At 60.8% G+C, this 26,395-nt stretch carries 25 protein-coding genes; 10 read left to right on the plus strand and 15 right to left on the minus strand.

What is annotated here, in order from left to right; translation table 11 throughout:
• From OXG98_00020 to OXG98_00055, 8 genes are all read right to left on the minus strand, one after another.
• The coding region (locus tag OXG98_00020; protein ID MCY3770398.1) for a hypothetical protein at positions 1-262 on the minus strand (262 nt) is incomplete at its 3' end.
• Between the two features lie 4 nt (positions 263-266).
• Positions 267-692 carry a hypothetical protein gene (locus tag OXG98_00025; protein ID MCY3770399.1) on the minus strand — a complete coding sequence of 142 codons (426 nt, stop codon included), beginning with the start codon at positions 690-692 and terminating at the stop codon, positions 267-269.
• Between the two features lie 24 nt (positions 693-716).
• Complete coding sequence (locus OXG98_00030) at positions 717-1,928, minus strand: hypothetical protein (protein MCY3770400.1); 1,212 nt, start codon at positions 1,926-1,928, stop codon at positions 717-719.
• Complete coding sequence (locus OXG98_00035) at positions 1,925-2,533, minus strand: cytochrome c (GenBank protein MCY3770401.1); 609 nt, start codon at positions 2,531-2,533, stop codon at positions 1,925-1,927. The genes OXG98_00030 and OXG98_00035 overlap by 4 nt, the downstream gene beginning before the upstream one ends.
• Positions 2,517-3,065 carry a DUF3341 domain-containing protein gene (locus tag OXG98_00040; protein ID MCY3770402.1) on the minus strand — a complete coding sequence of 183 codons (549 nt, stop codon included), beginning with the start codon at positions 3,063-3,065 and terminating at the stop codon, positions 2,517-2,519. The genes OXG98_00035 and OXG98_00040 overlap by 17 nt, the downstream gene beginning before the upstream one ends.
• 1 nt (position 3,066) lies before the next feature.
• Positions 3,067-4,461: a polysulfide reductase NrfD gene (gene nrfD, locus OXG98_00045; protein MCY3770403.1), complete on the minus strand. Its 1,395-nt coding sequence runs from the start codon at positions 4,459-4,461 to the stop codon at positions 3,067-3,069.
• 13 nt (positions 4,462-4,474) lie between these two features.
• Complete coding sequence (locus OXG98_00050) at positions 4,475-7,495, minus strand: TAT-variant-translocated molybdopterin oxidoreductase (GenBank protein ID MCY3770404.1); 3,021 nt, start codon at positions 7,493-7,495, stop codon at positions 4,475-4,477.
• A gap of 26 nt (positions 7,496-7,521) precedes the next feature.
• The gene (locus OXG98_00055; GenBank protein MCY3770405.1) at positions 7,522-8,190 is read right to left on the minus strand and encodes a cytochrome c3 family protein; all 669 of its coding nucleotides are present in this window, start codon (positions 8,188-8,190) and stop codon (positions 7,522-7,524) included.
• 359 nt (positions 8,191-8,549) lie between these two features.
• Here OXG98_00055 and OXG98_00060 point away from each other — a divergent pair, with 359 nt between their 5' ends.
• The gene (locus tag OXG98_00060) at positions 8,550-8,951 is read left to right on the plus strand and encodes a ferredoxin:thioredoxin reductase (protein ID MCY3770406.1); all 402 of its coding nucleotides are present in this window, start codon (positions 8,550-8,552) and stop codon (positions 8,949-8,951) included.
• Between the two features lie 62 nt (positions 8,952-9,013).
• Here OXG98_00060 and OXG98_00065 read toward each other — a convergent pair whose 3' ends face one another.
• A complete protein-coding gene (locus OXG98_00065; GenBank protein MCY3770407.1) occupies positions 9,014-9,979 on the minus strand; it encodes a phosphoglycerate dehydrogenase in 966 nt (321 codons plus the stop codon).
• A 257-nt stretch (positions 9,980-10,236) separates the two neighbouring features.
• On the opposite strand from OXG98_00065, the gene OXG98_00070 reads away from it, so the two are divergent.
• On the plus strand, positions 10,237-11,019 hold the full coding sequence (locus OXG98_00070) for a class I SAM-dependent methyltransferase (GenBank protein MCY3770408.1): 783 nt from the start codon (positions 10,237-10,239) through the stop codon (positions 11,017-11,019).
• A gap of 13 nt (positions 11,020-11,032) precedes the next feature.
• Entirely contained in the window at positions 11,033-11,851 is an 819-nt protein-coding gene (locus tag OXG98_00075; GenBank protein ID MCY3770409.1) for a class I SAM-dependent methyltransferase, read from the plus strand.
• 32 nt (positions 11,852-11,883) lie between these two features.
• Here OXG98_00075 and OXG98_00080 read toward each other — a convergent pair whose 3' ends face one another.
• The 4 genes from OXG98_00080 to OXG98_00095 all read right to left on the minus strand — a co-directional run bounded on the left by OXG98_00080 (position 11,884) and on the right by OXG98_00095 (position 15,320).
• A complete protein-coding gene (locus OXG98_00080; protein MCY3770410.1) occupies positions 11,884-12,426 on the minus strand; it encodes a rhodanese-like domain-containing protein in 543 nt (180 codons plus the stop codon).
• 32 nt (positions 12,427-12,458) lie between these two features.
• A complete protein-coding gene (locus OXG98_00085) occupies positions 12,459-13,643 on the minus strand; it encodes an ATP-binding protein (GenBank protein ID MCY3770411.1) in 1,185 nt (394 codons plus the stop codon).
• Between the two features lie 192 nt (positions 13,644-13,835).
• Positions 13,836-14,435: an adenylate kinase gene (locus tag OXG98_00090; protein MCY3770412.1), complete on the minus strand. Its 600-nt coding sequence runs from the start codon at positions 14,433-14,435 to the stop codon at positions 13,836-13,838.
• A gap of 63 nt (positions 14,436-14,498) precedes the next feature.
• Complete coding sequence (locus tag OXG98_00095) at positions 14,499-15,320, minus strand: class I SAM-dependent methyltransferase (protein MCY3770413.1); 822 nt, start codon at positions 15,318-15,320, stop codon at positions 14,499-14,501.
• A gap of 215 nt (positions 15,321-15,535) precedes the next feature.
• Here OXG98_00095 and OXG98_00100 point away from each other — a divergent pair, with 215 nt between their 5' ends.
• The 6 genes from OXG98_00100 to OXG98_00125 all read left to right on the plus strand — a co-directional run bounded on the left by OXG98_00100 (position 15,536) and on the right by OXG98_00125 (position 22,399).
• Positions 15,536-15,766, plus strand: coding sequence for a hypothetical protein (locus OXG98_00100; GenBank protein MCY3770414.1), 231 nt, complete (start codon positions 15,536-15,538; stop codon positions 15,764-15,766).
• Positions 15,767-16,051: 285 nt separating this feature from the next.
• A complete protein-coding gene (locus tag OXG98_00105) occupies positions 16,052-16,372 on the plus strand; it encodes a GYD domain-containing protein (GenBank protein ID MCY3770415.1) in 321 nt (106 codons plus the stop codon).
• Between the two features lie 271 nt (positions 16,373-16,643).
• Positions 16,644-17,135 (plus strand): 4Fe-4S dicluster domain-containing protein, encoded by a 492-nt coding sequence (locus OXG98_00110; protein ID MCY3770416.1) that lies wholly within the window; start codon positions 16,644-16,646, stop codon positions 17,133-17,135.
• Positions 17,132-18,979 (plus strand): aldehyde ferredoxin oxidoreductase family protein, encoded by a 1,848-nt coding sequence (locus OXG98_00115; GenBank protein ID MCY3770417.1) that lies wholly within the window; start codon positions 17,132-17,134, stop codon positions 18,977-18,979. The genes OXG98_00110 and OXG98_00115 overlap by 4 nt, the downstream gene beginning before the upstream one ends.
• A 111-nt stretch (positions 18,980-19,090) precedes the next feature.
• A complete protein-coding gene (locus tag OXG98_00120; protein ID MCY3770418.1) occupies positions 19,091-20,920 on the plus strand; it encodes an aldehyde ferredoxin oxidoreductase family protein in 1,830 nt (609 codons plus the stop codon).
• A gap of 108 nt (positions 20,921-21,028) precedes the next feature.
• A complete protein-coding gene (locus OXG98_00125) occupies positions 21,029-22,399 on the plus strand; it encodes an FAD-dependent oxidoreductase (protein MCY3770419.1) in 1,371 nt (456 codons plus the stop codon).
• A gap of 108 nt (positions 22,400-22,507) precedes the next feature.
• On the opposite strand, the gene OXG98_00130 is transcribed toward OXG98_00125, so the two are convergent.
• Both OXG98_00130 and OXG98_00135 read right to left on the minus strand, forming a co-directional pair.
• Entirely contained in the window at positions 22,508-23,413 is a 906-nt protein-coding gene (locus OXG98_00130) for an outer membrane beta-barrel protein (protein ID MCY3770420.1), read from the minus strand.
• A 156-nt stretch (positions 23,414-23,569) separates the two neighbouring features.
• The gene (locus OXG98_00135; protein MCY3770421.1) at positions 23,570-25,990 is read right to left on the minus strand and encodes a DUF5916 domain-containing protein; all 2,421 of its coding nucleotides are present in this window, start codon (positions 25,988-25,990) and stop codon (positions 23,570-23,572) included.
• 72 nt (positions 25,991-26,062) lie between these two features.
• Here OXG98_00135 and OXG98_00140 point away from each other — a divergent pair, with 72 nt between their 5' ends.
• Positions 26,063-26,353 (plus strand): hypothetical protein, encoded by a 291-nt coding sequence (locus OXG98_00140; GenBank protein ID MCY3770422.1) that lies wholly within the window; start codon positions 26,063-26,065, stop codon positions 26,351-26,353.
• Positions 26,354-26,395 lie beyond the last annotated feature (42 nt).

Genomic DNA, 26,395 nt, shown 5'->3' on the forward strand with positions numbered 1-26,395 from the left:
CCAGTCTTACCGGCGTACCCGATTCATTTATGAATTCAAGATCCAAGGGCAGCGGGGCGCCGATCTTCTGCTTGATGCCCACATGCTTGAGGATTTCGGGCGTGGCGCTCGCGTCCAGGCCGGGACCGGCTCCGATATCCTTCATGACCGCCGGGCCGCTTTCGCCTTCCTGTCCGTATACCCCGCCAGGCGACGCAAGCAGGACCGAAACCGCAATGAGCCATGCGGCGTATACGGTATATTTGTATGGTTTGCTCGCCATAGTCCTACTGTCCTTCCCCGGTTCCCTCCGCCGAGGGCAGCTTGTACCGGTCGTCGGTCGCGATCAGGTGCATGGCCCGCTCGATCGGAATCTGGACGATTTCCGCCGTCCGGATCACCCACCCGTAATTGTTCAGCTTCTTCGCTTCCGCCTCCTGGAGGGCAATCAGGTCTTCCTCGGGAATGACCTGGATCCGGGGTTCGGGCGGAAGCACGTTTTCTTCGATCATTGGCGACGGCGTTTCGAAGGTCATCGCGTTGTAATCTTCGATCACAATGAACATCAGCCACATCAAGACCATGGAAATGACGGCGAGCACCGTCAGGCCGATGCCGAACTTGATGACCAGGGGCACGTTGGTTTCGAATACTTCGTGTCCCCGCTCGACCGAGGCCTGGTCCACGATGCTATGGTTTTTGCCGTGATTCATGCCATCCTCGTATAATACGCGTTCCTATGCCTTTGCCTTCGAGACCGATGCCTTCGCGACGGATTCCACGAGTTCCTCGAATCGCGGATCCTTCTGCGGGATCAGCGGATTCCTCTTCAGTCGATTCAGCACAAAGAAGAACCAGATGCCAAACAGCCCGAACGGGACGATCACGTCCATCACGCTGACGGCGAATCCGTCAGGGCGGAAATTGGGCGCCACGTGCCAGAAGATGTCGACCAGGTGCATGACCAGGATGAACCAGGCCACGCGCACCAGTCGGCGCGGGTCCCGCTTCCGCGGTATGGACAGGAGCAGGAAGAAGGCAATCACGAACCGGCAGAGCACCAGGACGACGGATAGGACTTCCCATCCGCCGTGAACGCGGTGCACGTACCAGGGGTTCTCTTCCGGCAGGTTCGCCGCCCAGATGATCAGGAACTGGGACAGCATCATGTAGAACCAGAGCAGCGTAAAGGCCAGCAGCAGCTTGCCCCAGTCGTGGAACCGGTCCGCGTCGGCCAGTTCCGATATCGGTTCGTGTTTCCGGAGCCAGGTCATCATGATCACGATGAACGAAAGGGCGGCGCCTCCGGCGTTCACGATCATCATGACCCCGTAGAGCGTCGAGAACCAGTGCGGGTCGGTGGACATGATCCAGTCGAAGGACGCGAAGGTCATGGTCAGCGCGAAAACCACGACGCCGGGTCCGCAGACGTTCCGCATCTTGTCCGTCAACCTCGGATCCCCCGAAGTATCCTGGGCCGTGGACCACTTGATCAGCAGGAAGGCAGCGGTGATCCAGATGGCGAAGTAAAACACGGTCCGCACGAGGAAGAAAGGCACGTTGAGATAGGATTCCTTGTGCTGCAGGATCGGATCGACGGCCACCACTTCGGCGTGCGTCCAGTGGTACAGGTCGTGCATGCCCAGCACGATGGGTATGAAGAGGACGAGCAGCACGGGCAGCGTACTCATGGCCGCTTCGAGCAGGCGCTGGATGACGAAGCCCCAGCGGCCGCCGATGAGGTGGTGCAGCATGGTGAAGGCCATGCACACCAGGGTGATGCCCGCGCAGATCATGTAGCCCACCAGGTAGGCCTGGTAGAACCCGGACATCTCGCCCATAGCGAAGGCGTAGAGCAGTCCGCCCAGCACCAGGATGACGCCGACGGTCAACGCCCGGGACTGAACGCTGCTGAGCTGCGAGAAAAGATTGTTGGAAATCGTTGTCATTCTTCCACTTCGACGATTTGTTGAATACGTTGCTGATCCGATTCCGGCAGTTCGGCCAAATTGGCGCCCTGGCTCATCTGCAGCGCCTTGATATAGGCGGCGATGGCCCACCGGTCGGCCGGGTCGATGCGCTCCTCGTAACTGTACATGTTGCCGAAACCGTTGGTCACCACGTCAAAGTAGTGCCCCACCTCGACATCGAGAAGCCGCTGGCTGTGGAAGGACTCCGGCTGCTTCATGCCCCGCTGCACGATCATGCCGAGTCCGTCGCCCGTCTTGCTGTGGCACGGCGCGCAGTAGATGTCGTACCGCTCCTGCCCCCGCTTCAGCATCCCGATGGTCACCGTGTTCGGAAAAGTCGTCGCCAGCGCGCCGTCGATCTTGCCCGTGTAGAAATGCTCGTCCAGCCGCAGGTGGCCCCGGGGTATGGTCCCCTCCACCGCGGGACGCACCGACCGCCGGTCGCCGAAGAAATCGCTTTCCTCGAAGGGCTCGGCGCGCGGCTGGTCGTGCATGTCCTGCCGGCAGGCCGACGCGGCGGCCAGGCACAGGACGCACAGGAAACCGGCGTATATGAGGGCCATGGGGCTACGCTTCAACTTCATTCACCTCGTGCGGGTTCAACTCTTCGAGAAACTGCCGGGTCGCATCCTTTTCGAAGTACGGGTCTTCCGCCTCGATGCACAGGAAGAACCGGTCCTGCGTGGCGTACCGGAACCGCTCGATATCGAAAAGCGGATGGTTTGGCCGGGGCAGCTTGTTCATGACCATCATGCCGATCAGCGCGGCGAAGGAAGCGAACAGGACCGTGCACTCGAACATGACCGGGATGAAGGCCGGCCAGCTGTTCAGGGGCCGGCCGCCCACGTTGATCGGATAATGGATCACGGAGGCGAACCACTGCATGAAGAAACCCACGGCGCATCCGGTCAGCCCGCCGATCAGGATCACCAGCGCCACCTTGTTCTTGTGGAGGTGCTGGATGTCCAGCAACTCGTCGAGGGGGTAGGGCGTGTAGGTCTCGATATGATGGTACCCGGCGTCCACGGTCTTCTGCGTGGCTTCCACGATGGCTTCCTCGTTTTCAAACTCGGCCACGAGGCCGCGCAGTTCGGGCTGGGCGGGTCCGTGATTCATCTCATGCGTCCTTCTTGTTCCGGTGCTTCGGTATGATCATCTTCATCTCGGACATGGGGATCATGGGCAGGAACCGGATGAACAGGCACATCATGAAAAGGAAGAAACCGATGGTGCCGATGTACAGGCTCCAGTCCCAGATCGTGCCCGCGTAGTAGTCCCACGACGAAGGCATGTAGTCGTTGGCCAGGCTGGTCACGACGATGACGAATCTTTCCAGCCACATGCCGACGCCGACGATCAGGGAGACGATGAACAGCACGAGGGGGCTTCGGCGGGCGCGCTTCCACCAGAGAATCTGGATGCTGACGGCGTTGCAGAAGATCAGCGCCCAGTAAACCGGCGCGTACTGGCCGGTCATGCGGTTCCACATCATGAACCCTTCGTACGGGCTCGCGCTGTACCACGATATGAAGGCCTCCATGGCATATCCGTATACGACGATGAAGCCCGTCGCCAGGGTCACCTTGCCCATGTTCTCCAGGTGGCGCGTCGTGATCAGTCCCTGCAGGCCGAACCAGTGCCGCACGGGGATGGTCAGCGTCAGCACCATGGCGAATCCGGCGTAGATGGCGCCGGCCACGAAGTAGGGCGGGAACACGGTGGTGTGCCAGCCCGGGATCAGCGAGACGGCGAAGTCGAGCGAAACGATGGAGTGCACGGACAGGACCAGGGGCGTGGACAGGCCGGCCAGGATCAGGTAGGCCTTCTCGTAACGGGCCCAGTGGGAGGACGCGCCGCGCCAGCCCATGGCAAATATGCCGTAGATCCGCGCGACTACAGGATGCTTCGCCCGGTCCCGCAGGGTGCCGAGATCCGGGATCATCCCCATGTACCAGAAGATCAGGGAAACGGTGAAGTAGGTGGATACGGCGAAGACGTCCCAGACCAGCGGCGAGCGCCACTGCGGCCACAGGGACATGGTGTTGGGCAGCGGAAGCAGCCAGTAGGCCAGCCAGGGACGGCCCACGTGGAGCAGCGGAAACATGCCGGCGCACATCACGGCGAAGATCGTCATGGCTTCCGCGAACCGGTTGATCGAGTTGCGCCAGTCCTGCCGCATCAGGTGCAGGATGGCGGAGATGAGCGTCCCGGCGTGTCCGATCCCGATCCACCAGACGAAGTTGATGATGGCGAATCCCCAGCCGACCGGCACGTTCAGCCCCCAGATGCCGGTTCCGATCAGCACCAGCCAGGTGATGGAGATGCCCAGCATGCCGACGATGGGCAGCAGGACCGCCACGGCCAGGTACCAGCCCCAGGGCGAACCCGATCTAAGGACGATATTGGATATCTTCTGGGTGACGGTGGTGTTGTTGTACTCGGGAGCTACGAAACCGTCGCCCGTGTACTTATCGACCTTTTCTATGTCGACTGCCTGTTCCTGTTGCGACAAGGAGCTATTCCTCTCACGCCTCCAGGACCGGGTTCGGATTGCGTATCCGACCCAGGTACGTCGTGCGCGGCTTGGTGAGCAGGTCCGTCAGCATCCCGTAGTTCAACGGGCTGGCTTTCAATCTGGAAACCTTGCTATCCTCGTCCTTCGTGTTCCCGAAGGTGATCGCCTGGGACGGGCAGGCCTGCTGGCAGGCCGTCAGGATCTCGCCGTCGGCGATGTCGCGGTCTTCCTTCTTCGCCTCGATCCGGGCGACGTTGATGCGCTGGACGCAATAGGTGCACTTCTCCATGACCCCGCGGCTGCGCACCGTCACGTCCGGGTTCCGTCCCAGCTGCAGGCTCGGCGTTTCGAAGTCGGCGTACAGGTAGAAATTGAACCGCCGGACCTTGTAGGGACAGTTGTTGGAACAGTAGCGCGTGCCGACGCAGCGGTTGTATACCATGTCGTTCAGCCCTTCCTTGCTGTGCACGGTCGCGCCCACGGGGCAGACCAGTTCGCAGGGCGCGTTCTCGCACTGCATGCACGGCACGGGCTGGTGGAAGGTCTCCGGCGCGTCGAGGTCGCCCCGGTAGTAGCGGTCGATCCGGATCCAGTGCATCTCCCGGGCGTTGGCCACTTCTTCCTTGCCCACGACGGAGATGTTGTTCTCCGACTGGCAGGCGATGGTGCACGTATTGCAGCCGTTGCACTTGTTCAGGTCGATGACCATGCCCCAGGCGTTGGACCCGTCGTACGCGTGGTCGTCGGGATAGAGATTGCGTTCCGGATCGGGTTCCTCCCACATCTCCTGGATCACGTGGGGGTCGTCCTTGAAGGTCTCGATATCGCTCACGCGGATCAGGTTCCGGTCGCGGGACATGCTGCCCATGCCCTCGAGCTCCATGGCGTGGTGGTCTTGCGTGCTGTAGATGTCGAAGATGTCTCCCGTGGGGTTCACCTCCAGCCCGCCGCCGAAATCAGGACTCGTGGACGGTCGTATGGCATAGGCGTCAAACCCTGCGCCCGTGCCCAGCTGGCCCGCGCGGCGCCGGCCGTAGCCGAGATGCACCGTCACGGCGGCGTCCGGGTGGCCGGGCAGGATCCACACGGGGGCGTTCACCTTGCGGTCCCGGTAAGCCAGTTCGACCAGGTCGGTGTTTTCCACGCCCAGTCGTTTCGCCATGGAAGGACCCATCAGCGCGGCGTTGTCCCAGGTGAGCTTGGTCAGCGGCTTGGGCAGTTCCTGCAACCAGCCGTTGTTGGCGTAGTACCCGTCCCATACGGTCGGGTCCGCCCGGAATATGATCTCCGTGCCGGCTTCGGGACCGGTATCTTCGCCGATTGCCGCGGCGATGTCGCCGACCGACACGGCCTTCGGCGCCGGCGCGGAATCGCCGATAAACCCATCGTGCACCGCAGTCTGCCAGAAGGTATCGAAGGGCCGGGTTCCATTGTACGCCCGCGCCTGCCAGTGCTCGCGGACGATGTCGTACCCTTTTTTCATGGCGTTGCCCGTCAGCGCCGCCACGATTTCGTGCGCGCTCCTGCCCCGGTACAGCGGGGCGATGAGCGGCTGGACGACGGTGATCGTGCCATCGTAGGACCGCGCGTCGCTCCAGGCTTCCAGGTCATGGGCCATCGGGAGATGCCAGTGACTCAGTTCGGCCGTCTCGTCGTGATACAGGCCGGCGTGTACGCGCATGGCCACGCTTTCCATGGCCGCGGCGAACTCGAGGTCCGCCGGCGCGTCGTAGACGGGATTGCCTCCGATCACGACCAGCAGGTCGACCTCGCCGTTCCGCATGTCGTTGACCAGTGAAGTGATCGATTCGGTCTGGTTGACCGGCGATGCTTCGATGGACTCGGTGTAGGTGACGGTATTGCCCGTATTACCCAGCGCGTCGTTCATGGCGTGGACGAGGGCATGCACAGCGGGCGACTGGTGATCGCCCGTGACCACGAGACAGGCGCCGGCATGGGCGCGGAGATCGTCTACCACCGCGGATATCCAGCGCTGCGTGTCCGTGTCAGCTTCGGCGCCGGCCGTGGCCGATACGGATGCGCCCAGCCCCGCGGCAATCATCCGGGCTATTCCTTCGATCTCACCCGCGCGGCGGTTGAGCAAATGATCCGCCTGCGCGCCGGTCAGTGACGGCGTGCTTTCGATGACGTACAGCCGGTTCATGTTGTCGGGATCATTCCCGTCCCTGCGAGAGGCGAAGTCCCGGGAATACCGCACTGCGCCGGGACCGTCCGACAGGAAATCGCCGTCGAGGGAGAGTATTACGTCCGCCTTCTCGATATGACAGCGGCGGGACAGCACCTCGCCGAAGGCCAGTCGGGAACCTTCGCGGGCGTTGTCGAGGGAAATGGGGTCGTACTGGTGCCACCGGGCTCCGGGGTACCGGGCCAGCAGGGCCTCCAACTGCCCATGCAGGCTCGGCGAGGTCACGGTGCCGGTCAGTACCCGCACGCCGCCGCCTTGCTTTTCCACCTGGTTGGACAGGGCTTCGTTCAGTTCGTTCAGATACGCGTCGTAGGTGGTGATCCGGCCCCGCCTGATCACCGACTGAGACCGGTCCGGGTCATACATCGTCAGGACTGAAGCCTGCGCGAATATATCCGTCGACCCGAGGCTGGCGGGATGTTCCGGGTTGCCCTCGACCTTGGTGGGCCGGCCCATGTGGCTTTCCACCAGGATGCCGTTCGCCACCCCGTCATGGACGTAGGCCGAAGCGTAGTACAGGGGCTTGCCCGGGACGATTTCCTCCGGGGGAAGCACGTAGGGGATGATCTTCTCGGACGGCTGGCGGGTACAGGCGGTGGCGCCGGCCAGGGCGATCGAGGCGCCCATAAGCTTCAGGAACTTCCTGCGGCTGACGGGATTGGCCTTGACCTCTTCCACGTGCTGCGGGAATTCCTTTTGCATGAAAGCCTGGAACTCGTCCGTATCGGCCAGCTGATCCATGCTGCGCCAGTACTCGGGCGCGCCGTTCTTCCCCGCGTTCGATTCACCCGCTTCCGTGATTTTCCGCTCTAAGGTATGATTCATAAGTCCGTTACCGTGAACCCGTTCCGCTACCGATGACAGATGGAACAGTCTTCCAGTTGATCCTTGTTGACCCGGTAGCCCCGGATCAGTTGCGCGCCCAGGGCCATCTGATCGGCCGGCGGCGCGTAATCGGGCTGTGATTCGAACTTGTATACGTCCGCCCGTTCCCGAATGAAAGATTCGGGGTCCCGGTGGCACTCCAGGCACCACATCATCTGCAGCGATTCCTCTTGCCACATCAGGGCCATCTCGTTGACGGCGCCGTGACAGGACTCGCAGCCGATACCCTTGTTTACATGAATACTATGATTGAAATACACGTAGTCCGGCAGATCGTGCACCCGGGTCCATTCAAGCGACACCCCGGTCGCGTAACTGGTCCGCACCGGCTCGAGCATCGGCGCGTCCGTCCACACCTGCGAGTGGCAGCTCATGCATGTCTTGGTCGGCGGCAGGCCGGCGAAGGCGCTCGTTTCCACCGATGCGTGGCAGTACCGGCAATCGATACCGAGTTGATTGACGTGATGCCTGTGACTGAAAGGAACGGGCTGGGGTCTTACCTGATGCTGCCGGGTAACGTAGGAAGTCGAACCGAGGTAGAGAATAACGCCTAATGTGGTTGCCAGAAGCAGCGCCCCGCCGACGATACTCGCCTTGAGCCAGGTGTTCGCGGCGGGGGAGAAAATCTGTGGCATATGAACTCGTTATGTCTCTCTATTATCCGTGCTTCACCCTTATATTCCGGATTTTCAACAACAGTCAGTGAGGATATACCACTCCACAAGCAAAGTCAATATAAATCGGCAAATGGAAGCGATTTTTTGACAGGCAGTCCGGCGAGGTGGATTTCCCGCAAGGCGACGTCATCACGGCGCCCTGACCAGCCGGGCGTTTTCGCCTTTCACCGCGCTGTTTCCGGGCGTCTGACGTGTCCGGATCCGGACACGGACCGATTGACATGGAGGACCGTTATGGATAGATTAAGGTCAGGATGACAGAGTCGGTAAACAACGAGGGAATGACCGGAGCCGGTACCCATACCAAGGAGTGGTCCATGAACGAACAGCAGCCTTCAGAAAAAAGCATGCAGCGCATGGAAAAGTACTGCGAGAAGTACTGGGAGAAGACGGGCACCTCGCCCCATCCGAACGCCGAAGTGACGGACTCGGTAGTCAAGGGCCTCGCCGCCCACGTGGACGAACTGGGCCGGCCTCTGTGTCCGTGCAATTTCTATCCGGACAAAAAGGCCGAATTGGAAAGAAGCCGCGAATGGGTCTGCGCCTGCGACGAGATGAAGATCTGGAAGTACTGCCACTGCCTCCTGTTCGTGACGCCCGAGGGACTGCCGATCACCGAATATCTCCCGGAAGACCACGAGGGCCGGCAGATGTACGGCCTGGTCACGGACCCAACGCCCGACAAGGGGCGTGAGGCGCGGCACCGCGCGCCGGCGTGACCCTGGCCGGCGTGATCCGGGTTCAGGCCCGCCACGTGGCTTACTTCACCACAAGGTATGCGCTACATCTTCACGACATTCTGCGGTCGGCCTTCGAGAAAGGCGATGACGTTGTTCACCGCCCCTTCGTTGAGCAGTTCCACACCTTCGGGCGTCATGTCCGCGCAGTGAGGCGTCAGGACGACGTGTTCCATCTCGAGCAGCGGACTGCCCGCGGGCAGCGGCTCCTCCTCGAAGACATCCAGGGCCGCGCCGCCCAGACGCCCCGACCGAAGCGTTTCCACCAGCGCGTCCGTATCCACCAGGCCGCCCCGGCCGCAGTTGATCAGCAACGCGCCCGGTTTCATGCTTGCCAGGGATTCACGATTGATCATGTGCCTGCTGTCGTCCGTCAGCATGACGTGCAGCGACACCACGTCCGACCTCCGGAGCAGTTCGTCGAGTTCCACGTAGGAAACCCCGATCTCACTAGCCCTCACATCCGACGGGTTGTACGTCCATGCGATCACGTCCATGCCCACGCTTCCCGCCAGCTTCGCCATCTCTGACCCGATGGGACCGGTACCAATGACCCCGAGCGTCTTGCCCCGGAGGTAATAAGCGTCCAACCGGGGCCACTGCCCGGCTTTCATGGAAGCCGTAAAGTACGCGGCCCTTTTCGCGAGGGCGAACATCAGGCCGAAGGCGTGTTCGGCCACGACAGGCGCCGTCCGTCCGGGCTGGTTGGAGATGACGATCCCGCATTCCCGTGCCGCCACGAGATCGAAACTGTCGACGCCGATCGAACAAGTCGCGATCATGCGAAGCTCGGGCAGCGCCCGCAGGACGTCCCCGGGCCACTTCACGAGTCCCCGCGAATTGATCATCACCGCCGCGCCCCTCGCCCGTTTGATTTTATCTTCCGCGGTTTCGGGGCGGTCGGTGTACAGGACGACTTCACCGTGGGCTTCAAGCCGTTCCAGGTGGGGCGATCCCTGCATCTGCGGCGGATCGTCCCCGGGAATGACGATACGTAAGTGGTCTGGCATGCATAGTCCTTAGACAGTGGCGTGAGATAGTGGCATGACTGTTGAGGTCAGTTGGACGAACATGAATGAAGTAAAACTGGGACAATAGCGAAATCAACCGATATAATATCCATATTTGATTGTATTGTGTATTGATGAATGGCGCACAAGGGACATGCTGCATCCACCCCGGTGTGTTGTCGCGGATCGTAGTACCCGCGGGCCGTAGTATGCATGCGTGCAAAACACAGGGCTTTTTTCTCAGAGGAGGTGATCACGTGTCGGAATATGACAGGACGGACGCAGGTATATACGACAGCTTTTCGACTGGACTCGACGGCGACGAGGCATTCTACGTGGAGGAAGCCGTCAAGGCGGACGGCCCCGTGCTGGAGATTGGTTGTGGAACCGGCCGGATCACGATGCCGATCGCAGAAGCCGGCGTGCCCATCGTCGGACTCGACCAGGCGCCGGCCATGCTGGAGGTTGCCCACCGCAAGATCGCCGGACTACCGGAGGAAACGAGACAGCGTATCCAGATCGTCGAGGGCGATATGCGGACATTCAGCCTGGAACGGCGCTTCCCGCTGGCCATCATCCCGTACCGCGCGTTTCTGCACATGATGACCGCCGACGACCAGCGCCGGGCCTTTACACAGATACGCGAACATCTGGCGGACGGGGGCAAACTTGTCTTCAACGTGTTCGATCCCAGTATCGAGATCATCGCCGCCTACATGAAACCACTCGGCAATGCGATATGTCACATGGGGTCGTTCACGCATCCCGAAACGGGACGCCGCGTCATGGTATCGGGTACGCGCCGGTACGATCCGGCGGAGCAGACCCTCGAGGAACACCGGTTTTTCGAAGAAGTGGACGACGAGGGCCGGATGCTTGCAAAAACCACTACCCCGGTATATTTACGCTACGTGCACCGATTCGAGATGCAGTACCTCCTCGAACGCTGCGGTTTCGAAGTCGGGGCGCTCTACGGGAACTTCCGCCGCGGACCGTTTCAGCATGGTAACGAGCAGGTATGGGTGGTTAGAAAAGCCTGAGAGGAAATATGGCATGAGTCAACATCCCATGCACGAGGCGAATCGCAGGGGTTGGGACGCCGTTTCCGCCGGATGGCAGGCGGAGATCGACGCCAGAGTGGACTGGCGAAGCATCCCGGCCAATATCCAACTGGTTCTGGACGACGTAGAGTTGAAATACCTCGGAGACGTGTCCGGCCGGTCCGCCTGTGTGCTGGGCAGCGGGGACAACCTTGCCGCCTTCGCCCTGGCCGCCGCCGGGGCCCGGGTCACTTCCGTGGATATCTCAGAGGTCCAACTGGACATCGCCGCCGGAAGAGCCGATGAACTCGGTCTTGCTATCGTCTTTCACCGGGCGGACGTGGCCGATCTGGGCGGACTGTGCGGTCCGATCAGTCCGGAAAGTCCAGGCGGTCCGCCGGATGACGGGTTCGACATCGTGTACACGGGCGGCCACGTCGCCGTATGGGTGGCCGACCTGTGGCGCTACTACAGCGAGGGAATCCGAATTCTCAAACCCGGCGGTCTTTTCATGGTCAACGAGTACCATCCGTTCCGCCGGTTGTGGAAGCATTCGGCCGGTCCGCTTAAGCAGGAATACCCCTACTTCGACTGCGGTCCCTTTACCTATGACCGGTCCGAGGAACTGCCCGAGGGTACGGAGCCGCTCCCCAGCTATGAATTCCACTGGACGGTTTCGGAGATGACCCGCGCGCTGCTTGAAGGGGGATGCGAACTCCTGGCCATGGAGGAGTACGGGGACGGACGCCAGCCCTGGGAGGGCGACGCACCGCTGGAGAACATGCCGACCAACCTGGTCCTGGTGGGGCGGAAGAAACCGGTCGCGCCGTGAGATCGCGCTGACCGGCAGTACAGGTTTACAGCTTACCTTGCCCGCAGGGCCTTCTTCAAGAGCTTGCCCCATATCCGGTCGTAGGGATGGACCGTCTGTACCTGCTCGTCCCCGCGAAACACCGGACGTCCCTCGTTTGCCCAGGCAAAGATCGATCCCTCCAGGTTGTAGACCTTCCTGAATCCCTGCTTCGCCAGGAATTCCGCCATTTCCGAGGAGCGGTATCCCACGGAACAATAGAGCACGACCGGGCGGTCCGTTGAGGAACCTTCCACCGCCTTAAGCGCTTCTTCTCTGGATGGAGCCGGGACGGCGTCCCGCAGGTGGCTTACCTCGTATTCCTCCCGATCCCGCACGTCGAGGAGCAGGGGGCGCTCCGCTTGCCCGGATTCGTCCAGCCAGGTCTGGAGGCTGTCGGTGGAAAGCTGGGCGACTCCGGGGAATTTTGCACGGATCATCTTCAGCGTCGTCGACCAGAACATGGTGTTGTCCTCCGCTTCTTCCTGGGCGGTGACGGCAGGTGCGGATACCACAGCGGCGACGCAGACCGCCAGTTGCATGATACGGTGAAACACAGGTTTGGGACCCGGCAAACCCACCCGACGCATCAGGACCCCGTTTTCCAGAAATCCGCTTCGTGAAGCCCGGTCCAGGGTACCAGCCACCCCGGCGTACGATGTTGGAGCTGATCGCCGCCGTACACCACGGCTATGGAATCCGGGCCGGCTGATCGGGCAATATGTCTTTGGACCCTTTGCGCCCCGGCGAACGGATTCGATGATACCGTTTCGCCAGACTTTGCCTCGACGAGGGTTCTATGAGAAGGTTGTTCGACGATGAGATCGACTTCGGCGCCATTGCGGTCGCGATAGAAACTGAGCCTCGGCGACTCGCCGCGGTTGAGCCTGTGTTTCGTGATTTCCGAGACAACCCAGGTTTCGAAGATCGGTCCGCGCAGAGGATGGTTCCGCAGTTGTTCGGGCGTACGTATTCCCAGAAGCCAACAGGCCAGACCCGTATCGTAGAAGTGCAGTTTGGGCATCTTCACAAGTCGCTTTCGCAGATTCGAGTGAAATGCCGGCAGGCGGAACACGAGAAAAGTGGTCTCGAGTATGCTGAGCCACGCCCTGGCTGTTGGTTGTGATATGCCGCAGTCATTGGCCAGTGACGAGTAATTGACCAGTTGCGCCGTTCTCCCCGCGCACAACTCCACGAATCGTTGAAACGTCGTCAGGTTACCTACGTTATTGATGGACCGCACATCACGCTCGAGGTATGTGGCAACATAGGACCTGAACCAATCCACCGGTTCCAGTCCGCGATCGAAAACCCGGGGGTACGTCCCGGCGACCAGCGTCTCTTCGAGCGTGGCAGGGTACCGGTCGAAACGTACGACCTCACTGCGGCTCAAAGGAAGCAAATGATGTACGGCCGTCCTGCCGGCAAGCGACTGGCTGACCGACTCGAGCAAAGACAGGTTCTGCGATCCCGTGAGGATCCAGCGGCCGGGCACTGGTTCTTCGTCGATAACACCCTGCAAATAGGACAGCAAGTCAGGGACGCGCTGCACCTCGTCGATGATCGCGCCTCCGGCGAACTGAGCCAGGAACCCCCGGGGATCATCCCTTGCAAAAGAGCGGACGTCCGTCGCTTCGAGGGTTGCGTAGGGATGACTTGGAAATAGTGCTCGGCACAGTGTAGTCTTGCCACTTTGCCGAGGCCCGGTAAGCGTAATCGCAGGGAACTGGCGTGCCGCTTTCGTCAATTCCTCGGCAAGGTCTCGTTTGATCATAAATTGCAATTTAGACATTGAATCAGGCTAAATCAAGATTTGATTTTTAATTAGCCTAATTTGTTTCCGTTCTTCTCGTATCTGACAGACAGGCTTATGCGGTTTGAAAGGCAGGCGCGGAGCCGATGGATATGTACGCTGACAGAGCCGTATTGTCTACATCGGCGTCTGAGAAGGATCGGAGATTTCCGTTCAATCGTCTGCAAGTCCCGACTCCCTTGCAAACGCGTAGATCTCCGTCGTGGACCGGAGCCGGATGAACGTGATATGCTTCCAGGCCGGATCCTCCATCAACGAGCGCATGCGCCTGCGCTTTCTCGCCTGCTGGGTGACGACCCACCACAAGAGCGAATCTTCCCGGTTCCATACCTTGAGGTTGGGCCAGAATCGCTCGTAGTTCGTTCCCCAGAGCAACTCCTTCGACCGCCACCGTTTCCAGCTCCGAATCAGCACGCGCCAGATAAGCCGGTATCTCGGCAGATCCAGCCAGACGACCGTTTCCACCCTGGGCCAGAATACCTTCCGCGAAAACCCCATGTAGGAGCCGGAGACTATCCAGGCGTTACCCGACGTCGCGTCGGAGATTCGCCGCTCCAGCTCTTCGGGAGCTCTTTCGGCGAGGCTGACCCATCCAGGTTCCCAGTTGAGGGCGTCCAGTTCCACGTGGGGGACGTCAAGCGCGGAGGCAATCCGTCGGCCCAGGGTGCTTTTACCGGAACAACTGTTGCCGGTGACGTGGATCCTGCTCCCAAGGGGGACACCGCGAAAAGTCGCTCGAGCACCACTGTCCATTACCGTCCCTGAGTGAGGGATAGGCCTGTTTCCGGTCGTCGGACCCGACGAACTACCCCGGAATCACGCCGGTTTCTGTAGCGCCGCCGAGAGCCAGACCGGCAAGGCGGCCCTCGGATTCTCCTTCCAATCAAGAAGTCGCTTGTCGTTGCAAGACAGAAATGAGGATCCCTCCCAGTAATTCTCATCACCGGCAGGACGTTCCAGGATTTGGCGAAGGAGAAATCCCGCATCGGCAACCGGGTTCAGCATGTCGCCGAGGGTCCAGTTGAATTCAAACGTCCCATCTTTCTCGTCTCGAAAAGGTCCGGGTTGCCAGTAAGGCTTGCCGACTTCGACCGATCGGGTCCCGTCTTTCCAGGGCCTCTGAAACGGATGGACGTCGTAGAAGACGTAGTATCCACCCGGTTTCAGTATGCGAAAGATCTCCTCATAAACCACACGGAGATCCGCGATCCAGACGAAGAAGCCGTTGGTCGAGCAGACCAGGTCGAACGTGCTGTCACCAAGCGGCTCAAGGTCCATCGCGTCCGCCTGGACGAAGTCGATCTCCAGATTCAGTTGTTTCGCCCTGTGTGAAGCGGTTTCGAGTTGACGCTCGGAAATGTCTGTGGAAGTGACATGGGCCTTCATGCCTGCGAGGGCGAAGCTGGCATAATTGTCCCCACTGCCAATGACGCAGACTTGCTTCCCTTTTACGTTGCCGATAAAGGAGCCGATCAACTCGAAGGCGCCGCCCGCGAATCCCAGTTCGGGTTCCTCCGGACAACGGCGCCACAGACCGTCCCGCTCGCGCTTTTCGGCCCACCACCCGGCCGCGGCGTCCCAGTGACGGCGATTGGATTCGTGTGGATGACTAGTCGTCGGATCGGATGGCGGGGGCATAGGCGAGACCCGGTCAGGATCGCGGAACCGCGGACCAGGATGGTAGAACAACAGGAAGCGTTTCGATTAATATAGGCCAGCGTGGATCGCCGGCGCAAGTGTGCAGATCCACCGATCCTCCGGCACATCCACGGCATGAAGACCAGACCCTGCTCCACGACTTCATAGTGGGCCGCCGGTTACTTATTCTGTGCGGCTTCTTCGGATGAGCGCAAATGCTCTTCGATGGAAAGAATACGAGCCTCGATCAATTCGAATCGGCGGTCAACCGCGTCGAACCGGAGGTCAACCGCGTCAAATCGGCGATCGATCGAATCGAACCGGCTGTTAATGGACTGCATACCCTGAAAGAACAAACCCACGGTAAATACCATCGTAGTGACGAAACCGCCGATCATGATCCAGTCTTTGCGTTCCATGGTATTAAACCCGATCCCATCGCGTAGGTCCGCCTGTGGCAAAGGGAGGCGTACCTGTCCTGATCCACCACTTCCCATAGTAGTCGACAAAAGTCAGCGAATATAGACACATAAATTCAATATTAATGTAAAATGGATGCCGGCATTCAGTTTACGCAGGCGGCGTCCTGTTCCACGACTTCAAAATCCGCTTGACAGTCACCGCGCGATCATGCCTTGTTAAACGTACAAGCGTATTTGTCATAAACCGGAGTCTACTCCGGAGGATGGCGCGGCACGGACCATACAACAACTTCCGTGGGAGGAAGTGTCATGGCGAAGTACATGTATCGCACCAAGTACACGCAGTCGGGCCTGCAGGGATTGCTGAAGGAAGGCGGCACGGGCAGGCGCGCGGCCCTTACGCAGACGATCGAAGGGATGGGAGGCGCCCTGGAAGGATTCTACTACGCCATGGGGGACGACGATCTCATCCTGATCGCCGAGATTCCCGACGAAGCGACCGCGACGGCGATCGCCCTCAACGTGGCCGCGGCGGGCGCGCTGAAAGTCTCGACCACGGTCCTGATTTCACCGGAAACGATCGACGAAGCGGTAAGCAAGGGCGTATCCTACCGGTTGCCCGGCGCCTGAGAAAGTCCGGCCGGACTTCGCCGGTAACCGATAAATCGAACGATCGTATAGATTTGCTGTTGCCAATCCTTTTTCGTGGCATTATACTGATTGGTAACCCCTGTAGTTTCTTAGGCAATCATCATAATAAAGCACCACATCGCTGCGCTTCTCGATGGCGGGTTGGACCCTTCGGTGAAGGCCCGTCAAGCAGGCTATCGTTTTTGTTTTTAGGACTTTTTCAGGAAGAAAGGCCTCCAAGCCCAGCTTATCGTTACAGAAGGGAGTCGGTATGGCTAAATCTCTACGCATCATTCCCGAAAAATGTACCGGGTGCATGCAGTGCGAACTGGCCTGTTCCTGGGTGCAGACGGGCATGTTTCAACCATCCCGGTCGCTGATCCGCGTGAACATATTCGACGAGCAGGCCAGCTACGCGCCGTACACATGCTTCCAGTGCGACGAAGCCTGGTGCATGACGGCCTGCCCCGTGAACGCCATCAGCATCGACGCGGATACCGGCGCCAAGGTCGTGGGCGATGCCAACTGCGTGGGATGCGGGTTGTGTACCATCGCCTGTCCCTTCGGCACGGTGTTCTACAATCCCGATACGCAGAAGGCCTTCAAGTGCGATCTGTGCGACGGCAATCCCGCCTGCGCGGTCGCCTGCCCGACGGGCGCCATCGAGTATACCGAGAGCGAGTCGGCCGACTGGCTGGGCGGCTGGGCCGAGAAGGTCAACGAGTCCTACCTGGCATCCATCGAGGGAGGGAACGCGGCATGAGCAATGGCGGATGGACAGGCACGATCCTGCGCGTCGATCTGACCACCGGTCGGATCTCCAAAGAGTCCCTCAACATGGACTGGGCCAAGTCCTTCGTGGGCGGGCGCGGTCTCGCGGCCAGGTACCTCTATGAAGAGATGGACCCGGCGGCGGACGCGCTGGACCCGGACAACAAGATGATTTTCGCGACCGGTCCCATGACCGGCACGAACGCCTCGACGAGTTCACGCTACATGGTGGTCACCAAGGGGGCGCTGACGAACGCCATCACCACGTCCAACTCGGGCGGCCACTGGGGACCGGAACTGAAGTTCGCCGGCTACGACATGCTGATCGTGGAAGGCCGGGCGCCGGTTCCGTCCTACATCTCCATCTGCGACGACGACGTCCGGATCTGCTCCGCCGAGCACCTCTGGGGAAAGACGGTATGGGAGACGGATGATATCGTCCGGGAGGAGTCGGGGCAACACGATACGGTCGTTACCTGTATTGGTCCGGCGGGCGAAAACCTCGTGCGTTTCGCCGCCATAGTCAATGACCGGCACCGGGCCGCCGGACGATCCGGCGTCGGCGCGGTCATGGGTTCGAAGAACCTCAAAGCCATTGCCGTACGCGGTACCGGGGGCGTGCCCATCGCCGACCCGCAGAAGTTCATGTCGGCCATGTGGGAGATGAAGAGCAAGCTGGTCGAGCATCCGGTAACGGGTGAGGGTCTGGCCGCATACGGCACCGCGGTGCTGGTCAACATCATCAACGAGAGCGGCGCACTGCCGACGAACAACCACCAGGTCTCGCAACTCGAAGGCGCGGACAACATCAGCGGGGAGACCCTGGCCGATACGCGGCTGGTGGCCAACAAGGCGTGCTTCGGCTGCACGATCGCCTGCGGCAGGGTGTCTCAGCTGCCGGGCGAGGCGCAGGACAAGTTCACCGTGACCACCCGGCCCCACAACTGGAAGATCGCGGTGGAGGGACCGGAGTACGAGAACGCCTGGGCCATGGGTGCCGACTGCGGCATCAACGACCTGGACGCGCTCATCAAGGCGAACGCCATGTGCAACGAACTGGGCATGGACCCGATCTCCTTCGGGGCGACGCTCGCCGCGGCCATGGAACTGTACGAAAGCGGCGCCGTGAGCGATGAGCAGACCGGCATGCCGCTGAACTTCGGGAGCGGTGATGCGCTCGTCGCCATGACGGAAAAGGCGGCTTACCGCGAAGGCTTCGGCGATGAACTGGCCGAGGGCTCCAAGCGCATGACCGCCAAGTTCAACCGGCCCGAGTTCTTCATGGGCGTGCGCGGTCAGGAATTCCCGGCCTACGACGCCCGGGCGATCCAGGGCATGGGTCTGGGTTACGCGACCTCGAACCGGGGCGCCTGCCACCTGAAAAGCTACACGGTCGCCCCCGAGATCCTGGGCATCCCGGAGAAGATGGATCCGGCCGTGACGGAAGGCAAGGCGGAGATCACCAAGATCTTCCAGGACGCCACCTGCACCGTGGACGCGTCGGGCCTCTGCCTGTTCCTCACCTTCGGCGTGGGACTGGACGAAATACAGCCCCAGCTCGAAGCGGTGACCGGCATTTCCTACACCGTGCCCGAACTGCTGGAAGTCGGGGAGCGCGTCTGGAACATCGAACGCATGTGGAACCAGCGGGCCGGCTTCACGGGCAAGGACGACACGCTGCCGAAGCGGCTGCTCGAAGATCCGATCCCCGATGGCCCGACCAAGGGCGAAGTGAACCGGCTCGGCGAGATGCTGCCGGAATACTACGAACTCCGCGGCTGGAACGCGGAAGGCGAACCCACGCAGGAGAAACTGGCGTCGCTGGGACTGGCGTAGCGCCCGATCCGGCTCTTGGAGCCTGGGTTTTCCGCAGGGCGCGCTCTTAAGCCAGATGACTGGAGCGCGACCCCACATCACCCGGCTTGAGCCGAGGAATGGAGTTTCTTCATGACACACGGGTGGGCCGGCCATATTCTGCGGGTGGACCTGTCGCGGGGCAAGGCGACCAAAGAGCCCCTGAGGCTGGACTGGGCCGAGGAATACATCGGCGGCCGCGGGTTGGCCGCCCGGTACCTCTACGAGGAGATGGACCCCTCGGTCGACGCCCTCGGTCCCGACAACAAGCTGATCATGGCCACCGGACCGCTCACGGGCACCAACGCCTCGTGCGGCTCCCGCTACATGGTGGTGACCAAGGGTTCGCTCACGGGCGCCATCACGACGTCCAATTCAGGCGGCCACTGGGGCCCGGAGCTCAAGTTCGCCGGCTACGACCTGGTGATCGTGGAAGGCCGGGCGGATCGTCCCTGCTACCTCCTCGTCGACGATGACCGCGTCGAGATCCGCGACGCCGGCGGCGTGTGGGGCAAAGTGATCTCGGAGACCGAGGACGCCATCCGCGACGAAACCGGCATGCCCGAACTGCGGGTGGCCGGCATCGGACCGGCGGGCGAGAACTTGGTGCGGTTCGCGTGCATCGTCAACGACAAGCACCGGGCGGCCGGCCGTTCCGGCGTCGGCGCCGTCATGGGTTCCAAGAACCTGAAGGCCATCGCCGTACGCGGCAACCAGGGCGTGCGGATCGCCCGTCCCCGGAATTACATGTCCGCCATCTGGTCCTACCATGATCACCTGGCGGAGAGTCCCGGCCGGCAGGGCCTCACGGAACTGGGCACGGCGCCCACGGTCGACCTGGTCAACACCTTCGGCGGCCTGCCGACACGCAATTTCACGGCCGGCCAGTTCGAGGGCACCGAGGCGATCAACGGGGAGAGCATCAAGGATAACTGGCTGATCGCCAACAAGGCCTGCTTCGCCTGCAATATCGCCTGCGGCCGCGTGACCCAGGTGTCCCCCAACGCCGACAAGTACATGGTCAACATGCATCCCCGCAACTGGAAGGTAGCCGGGGAGGGACCGGAGTACGAGAACCTCTGGTCGCTGGGGGCCGACTGCGGCGTGGACGACATGGACGCCATCGTCATGGCCAACTACCTGTGCAACGACCTGGGCATGGATCCCATCTCCATGGGCGCCACGCTGGCCACGGCGATGGAGATGTACGAGCGGGGTCTGTTGAGCGATGAGCAGACGGGCATGGCGCTCCGGTTCGGAGACGGCAAGGCCCTGATCGCCATGACGGAAGCCACGGGTTTCCGGGAAGGATTCGGCGACGAGCTGGCCGAAGGCTCCAGGCGGATGACCGAGAAGTTCGAGCATCCGGAATACTTCATGGGCGTCAAGGGACAGGAGTTCCCCGCCTATGATCCCCGGGGATTCCAGGGCATGGGCGTGGCCTACGCCACCTGCAACCGCGGCGCCTGTCACCTGAGGGCCTGGACGCCCGGCATCGAGACTTCCGGAGAATACGATCCCCACGGTACCGACGGGAAATCGGTCTGGGTGGCCGAGGAGCAGAACCGGACCACGGCCCACGACGCCACGGGCATCTGCATGTTCACCACGGCGGGTGCGCCCCTGGAAGACCTGATCCCCGTGCTGTCCGCGGCCACCGGCGTGGATTACACCATGGACGACTTCGTGCACATCGGCGAACGGATATGGAACATCGAGCGGCTGTGGAATCTCAAGGCCGGCCTCACCGCGGCCGATGACACGCTGCCTAAGAGACTGATGGAAGAAGCCCATAAGGAAGGACCTTCCGCGGGGGTGACCGTCGACCTCGACGCCATGCTGCCGGACTACTACGCGGCCCGGGGCTGGACGGCGGACGGACGGCCCACCACGGAAAAGCTGATAGAGCTGGGACTCGCGTAACGAAGCACCAGCAACGCATAAACAAATAGACCGTAAAGGACGATAACCGAACCAAACCACGGATGACCCGTACTTCGTTTTTGGATTCTTTCTCTGAAGGAGCGGATTATGGCTACAGAACACGTGATTATTGGCGGCGGACCGGGCGGGATGAACGCCATCGAAACGATCCGGGGTTACGACGCGGACGCGTCCATCACCCTGATCTCCGATGAGCCGGCCTATTCCCGCATGGCCCTGCCCTACTACATCTCGGGGAACATCCCGGTCGAACAGGTCAATACCGGAGACGACGACTATTTCAGCGGGCTGGGAGTGAAGACCCGCTTCGGGGCCAGCGTCACCGAGGTGAACCCCTACGCGAACATGATCACGCTCAGCGACGGTTCGATGGTGCCCTTCGACAACCTGCTGATCGCCACGGGGTCGTCCGCCCAGAAGCTGAACATCCCCGGCGCGGACGGCGACGGGGTCCACAATCTCTGGACCGTGGCGGACGCGGAAAAAACCGTGAGCGCCCTCGGCAGCGATGCCGAGGTGGCCTTCATCGGGGCCGGGTTCATCGGTTTCATCATCCTCAACGCGATGCATAAGCGCGGCGCCCGCCTGAAGGTGATCGAACTGGAAGACCAGGTGCTGCCCCGCATGCTGGACGCCCAAGGCGCTTCCCTGGTGGGCTCCTGGCTCGAGTCCCAGGGCGTCGAAGTCCACACCGGCGTGAGTGTCCAGGCCATCGACCACGGCCACGACGGCGTCAAGACCCTGCAGCTTTCCGACGGTTCGTCCACCCGGGCGGACGTGGTCATCGTGGCCACGGGGATCAAGGCCAATATAGGCTTTCTCGAAGGATCGGGCATCGAGACCAACCAGGGCGTCCTGGTCAACAACCGGTGCCAGTCCAACGTAGCCAACGTGTATGCGGCGGGCGACGTGGCCGAGGGACCGGACCTTTCCACCGGCGGACAGGCAGTGCACGCCATACAGCCCACCGCCGTCGACCACGGCCGGATCGCGGGCGCGAACATGGCCGGTCAGGACGTGGAGTATCCCGGCAGCCTGCTGATAAATATCCTGGACGTGTGCGGGCTGCAGTGCGCCAGTTTCGGCGACTGGTCCGGCGACGGCGACGTCACCGAGGTCATCAACGCCAACCGCCCGGTCTACCGCAAGCTTATCTGGGACGGCTCCACGATAACCGGCGCCATCATGCTCGGACCCGCGGACGACGTGGCCATGTTGAACGACATGGGGATGATCAAGGGGTTGATCCAGGCGAAGACGGACCTGGGCGCGTGGAAGCAGCACATCCAGGCGAACCCGACGGATATCCGGCGGCCCTACGTAGCCACGAAGACCGCGGAGAAGATGCTGGCTCTTACCTCGCTCGGCAAACCCTCCGAGCACCGCGCATACCAGCATACGAAGGATGCCGGAAAGGACCGCAGCGCGCACCAGGTATTCGTCGATTCCGTGGGATAGGGCGGGGATGGCGGACCGGGCTGACCGATTCTGTTCGGCGAGCCAGGCGGACCAGGCGGACCAAGCGGACCAGCAACTTCGAACCGGCCCGCGTAACGCCATCTCGCGTCAATTTCCAAACAGAACACGCACGTTCAGCGTCAGGGACCAGTGGTTCGTGGCGCTGAACGTGTTTAGGTTTGTAAAAGAAGGGTCCGTCTCGAAGTAGGGATGGTATTCATACGTTCCGGTGTGCTCGACATCGTCCACCCTGGAGTACGCCACCTTGAGGCCTATTGCGGCGCGGTCGTTCAAGCTGTAGTCGGCTCCCGCGTATACATGCCCCGCGAATACCGTATCGGATAATCTGGTATCCTGCTTGCTGTTGTAGAACGACAGGGGCGGGTCGTAGAGCGTGCCGGATCCCGATGGATCGCTGTATTCGATCGAAAAGAAGATCCGGGTCAGTTCCACGAACGCTATGCCGGTTCCCACGCCCACGTAAGGCGTTATCCTGCGTGGGCCAAAGGGAAGATCGTAGTACGCGTTCAGGGTCACCTTGCTCGTCACGAGGTCTTCGAAGAAATTCGTGCTGGCAGCCTGCGCCAGGCCAAGGGAAGAACTGGCTCCCGCGGACGTGCCATCCAGGTAGGTTATCTCAATCAGCGCCCCCTGGTCGACGTTGTTTCTCCGATGTGCGAATGAGACCTCGAGGCGAGTGCGGTCGAACACCCGTCCGACAGCGGCGTCGAAACCGATACCCCGGTCGGTGGACGGGTCGTAACGCCACCGGTAGCCGGGAATATCCGGGCGTAAAATCAAATCGAAGCAGGCACTGGTGGGATAACACGTGGATTCCGTGTTCCAGCCCACCTGATCGAGCCCGGAGACCAGGCTGCCGCCCAGTCCGACCGAAACGTACCAGCCGGAAGTCCTCCGATCCTGGGCCTCCTGGGCCGCCGCCTCGGTAACCGAGACGAGGATCAGGCAGATCGTCATCGCGCACGCGACAACTATCGGTTTTTGTGCGTTCATAATCATGTGTCCCGGTTTGTTTTACTATGATTGGACGGCAGGTTGGTCAAAGCAAGCACAAAGTTGCCTTCCCATTTAAACGAGCCGGGTTTTATTCAGTTCCCTGGCTTGATTGATGCTCAGGTATGATTCTGGTCCCGCCCGGATGGAAGCAGCCTACAGGTTAAACAGGTAGGAAACCTTGGCGACGATCTGCTGATCCCGCAGCCTGAGCGGCGTCCTTTCAAAGGGATCGAAAGACAGATCGGTATCCAGATCGTCGTCGCGGAATTGATTGAAGGCCAGGAAAAACGAGTGACCGAAGGGCGACCGGTAAGCCAGCAGGAGATTCATGGTGACCGTGTTCAAATGATAGTCGTCCGCCTCCGCGTGCCGGTCGGCGTTGAACTGGATGAAGGACGAGAAGGACAGGTTAGGTGTGAACGAGTAGTTCATCCGAACACTGGGGATGAGTCGCGTGTTGTGGTCATACTCGTCGGCCTCGAGACCCGCGCGGCTTCCCCGGTCGAGCCGACTTCGGGTGATACCCGGTTCGAAAGCGAAGCGGGGGGTGGGCTTGATCGAGAGCTCGCTGGAAAGGCTGAGCAGGTCCGCGCCGTAGAACCTCCCATAACGTACATTACCCTGAAGGGAGATCCTTCTTCCGCTGTCTGTAAACAGGAACACATTCCCCGCGTTATACGAATAGGAACCTGCAGGAAAATGGACCCCTCCGATTCGCGTGGTCTTGTCGAGCGTATCGAATCTCATATCGTACGAAGCCGAGATCCACACCCCGCGTTCCAACTCCATGAAGAAGTTGGGTGAAAGGGACCAGGAGTCCGCATCCATGAAATCCGTATCTTTCTTCGTGATGTAATTGCTGCGGATTCCCCCGTTGAACCTGCGTATACCCCACCGGCGGACGAAGTTGTTCGTATTGAACCCGAGCCCGATCCGCTGCAGGCCCGTTTCCCGGACGAAACCGGTGTGGGAGATGAAATCGTCGCCGATATCCAGAAAGGACATGCCGTAGCTCATCCATCGATTCTGCCAGCGCTCGATGATGCGAAAGGTCCAGTCCTGGTTATCGGTGCTCAGGGAATCCGTCCAGCTCTTCGCAAAGGTGATCTGCCCCTGGTGGTTGGTCCGCTGCGAAGCCAGGTTGAGATCGAAACCCACGACCCGGTTGTAATCCTCGCTGGCGTAACGGGGGATGGCCATGCCGACTTTGTCGTTGAACCGGGGGTTGGGTTCCTTGAATGTGGCCAGCATGCCCATGCTTGAGCGGGTACCGAGGTCCCGCGAGATTCTCAGGGCCTGCCAGTTGGTGAGCGGTTCGATCTCCATCTCGCCGTCGTCTTCGTACTCCGTTTCCCGGGTCTGAACGTTCAGGAACCCGACGGTTGTCCGCCCGATTTTGCCTGTCAAACGCATGCCCAGGTCGATGGGAACCACCTGGCCATCCGGCAACTGGCGGCCGACGCGACGACTGAAAAACAACTGGGGCGTCCGATCGTTGTTGCCCCTTCTGGGTCCGCGTCGCGGTGGCTGCTGGTTAAGCTTGAAGATATCGCTGCGTTCCAGGAAGAAGGGCCGCTTCTCGTTGAACTGGAACTCGAACCGGGACAGGTTCACCACCTCGTCGTCCGCTTCCACCTGGGCGAAATCCGGATTGATCGTGGTGTTGAGTGTTACGCCGGACGTGATGCTGACCTTGAGGTCGCCGCCCCATTGCCGCAAAAAGTCGTTGGCCGTGTGCGTGGATGCGATCGGGGTCGCTGGAGTCGGCGGCGAATCGGTGTGACGGGAGGACTGGCCGCCAAGCACGGTGAATGGAGTTATCTGGGCCCGTCCACCGGGGGTGATGTTGGACAGGGCGGTCAACCGCCCCCCCTTGCCGAAACGGTAAAGCGCCTGGTCGCCGTCTTTCAGACTCAGCGGAACCCAGTAGGATTCCTCGCGGATACGCTGAATCCGCCGGCCGAAGTTGATGCCCCAGGTCTGATGCTCGCGTTTCGGAAAGCGGAGCGTATGAAAAGGAATCACGTATTCCGCCGTCCATCCGTAGTCGTAGACCTGGCTTGCCGAATTCCAGAATCCGTTCCAGTCCCGGTCGTCGTTACTTCCCTCCCGGCTGACGAAGGCGTCGGAGCGCGCGCCGTTGGGATTCGTCTGGAATTCGTAGGCTTCGCGGTACTGATCGAGCGAAGCGATCACGACCGTGACCATATCGTTCGAAAAACCCATTCGCGTATCGCGCTTCATATCCGGCGCCATGATATGTTCCGGGTGAGGTTCAAAGCAAACGAATCCTACGTACAGGTTCTTGTCATCGTAGAGCACCCGGACCTCGGTCGGATGGGTCGCCGGGTCGCCCTCGGCCGGTTCGAGCTGGAAGAAATCGCTGGCAACGTCCGCCTGCTGCCATTCGATTTCGTCCAGATGGCCGTCCACCTTAATGGAGGAAGCCACTCGTTCCGCCGTGAGCATGTAATCTGAAGGATCGAGGTTCTGATAATCGAAGGGCGTCTTGGACACGGGCAGGGGAACGCTGAACGGTCGCGGGTCCGACGTCCGGTCGGTTTCTTCCGACATCGCCGCTTCAGTTTCCGATATGGTCGTTTCAACAGAGGCATGATCTCGCGGAGATTGGGCCCGCGCGATATCATGAAGCAAAAGCAGACAGGCAAAGACGCAGAACAGACCGCCACATATCCGGGCGGACACGCGAAACGACATTTAATCCTCCAGCATCGAACGTTGCGTTTAAATCCAACGGCTTTAGAAGTTTACTTCCATCTTACTTTTTACAATCCAGCGAATCTAAACCTTCAAGTGATCCGCCTCGATTCACGGCGGGCGGAATATAGGCATTCATGGCCGGGTTGTCCAGTAAGCCGTTTTTCTTTGACAACCGGGGCGGATATCCTGCGTGCTGTTGAAGTTGAAATCGCTTGACGCCGGGACTTCGAAGAACAGATTGTGATGAAGGGAAACGGG

The sequence above is a fragment of the Gemmatimonadota bacterium genome (genome assembly GCA_026706345.1).
Taxonomy (GTDB): domain Bacteria; phylum JAAXHH01; class JAAXHH01; order JAAXHH01; family JAAXHH01; genus JAAXHH01.

Bases quoted from the DNA above. Each gene is read 5' to 3' on its own strand.
- OXG98_00025 (MCY3770399.1), bottom strand. From the start codon at position 692: ATGAATCACGGCAAAAACCATAGCATCGTGGACCAGGCCTCGGTCGAG.
- OXG98_00030 (MCY3770400.1), bottom strand. From the start codon at position 1,928: ATGACAACGATTTCCAACAATCTTTTCTCGCAGCTCAGCAGCGTTCAG.
- OXG98_00035 (MCY3770401.1), bottom strand. From the start codon at position 2,533: ATGAAGTTGAAGCGTAGCCCCATGGCCCTCATATACGCCGGTTTCCTG.
- OXG98_00040 (MCY3770402.1), bottom strand. From the start codon at position 3,065: ATGAATCACGGACCCGCCCAGCCCGAACTGCGCGGCCTCGTGGCCGAG.
- OXG98_00050 (MCY3770404.1), bottom strand. From the start codon at position 7,495: ATGAATCATACCTTAGAGCGGAAAATCACGGAAGCGGGTGAATCGAAC.
- OXG98_00055 (MCY3770405.1), bottom strand. From the start codon at position 8,190: ATGCCACAGATTTTCTCCCCCGCCGCGAACACCTGGCTCAAGGCGAGT.
- OXG98_00060 (MCY3770406.1), top strand. From the start codon at position 8,550: ATGAACGAACAGCAGCCTTCAGAAAAAAGCATGCAGCGCATGGAAAAG.
- OXG98_00065 (MCY3770407.1), bottom strand. From the start codon at position 9,979: ATGCCAGACCACTTACGTATCGTCATTCCCGGGGACGATCCGCCGCAG.
- OXG98_00075 (MCY3770409.1), top strand. From the start codon at position 11,033: ATGAGTCAACATCCCATGCACGAGGCGAATCGCAGGGGTTGGGACGCC.
- OXG98_00085 (MCY3770411.1), bottom strand. From the start codon at position 13,643: ATGATCAAACGAGACCTTGCCGAGGAATTGACGAAAGCGGCACGCCAG.
- OXG98_00090 (MCY3770412.1), bottom strand. From the start codon at position 14,435: ATGGACAGTGGTGCTCGAGCGACTTTTCGCGGTGTCCCCCTTGGGAGC.
- OXG98_00095 (MCY3770413.1), bottom strand. From the start codon at position 15,320: ATGCCCCCGCCATCCGATCCGACGACTAGTCATCCACACGAATCCAAT.
- OXG98_00100 (MCY3770414.1), top strand. From the start codon at position 15,536: ATGCTCTTCGATGGAAAGAATACGAGCCTCGATCAATTCGAATCGGCG.
- OXG98_00105 (MCY3770415.1), top strand. From the start codon at position 16,052: ATGGCGAAGTACATGTATCGCACCAAGTACACGCAGTCGGGCCTGCAG.
- OXG98_00110 (MCY3770416.1), top strand. From the start codon at position 16,644: ATGGCTAAATCTCTACGCATCATTCCCGAAAAATGTACCGGGTGCATG.
- OXG98_00115 (MCY3770417.1), top strand. From the start codon at position 17,132: ATGAGCAATGGCGGATGGACAGGCACGATCCTGCGCGTCGATCTGACC.
- OXG98_00120 (MCY3770418.1), top strand. From the start codon at position 19,091: ATGACACACGGGTGGGCCGGCCATATTCTGCGGGTGGACCTGTCGCGG.
- OXG98_00125 (MCY3770419.1), top strand. From the start codon at position 21,029: ATGGCTACAGAACACGTGATTATTGGCGGCGGACCGGGCGGGATGAAC.
- OXG98_00130 (MCY3770420.1), bottom strand. From the start codon at position 23,413: ATGAACGCACAAAAACCGATAGTTGTCGCGTGCGCGATGACGATCTGC.
- OXG98_00135 (MCY3770421.1), bottom strand. From the start codon at position 25,990: ATGTCGGAAGAAACCGACCGGACGTCGGACCCGCGACCGTTCAGCGTT.
- OXG98_00140 (MCY3770422.1), top strand. From the start codon at position 26,063: ATGAAGCAAAAGCAGACAGGCAAAGACGCAGAACAGACCGCCACATAT.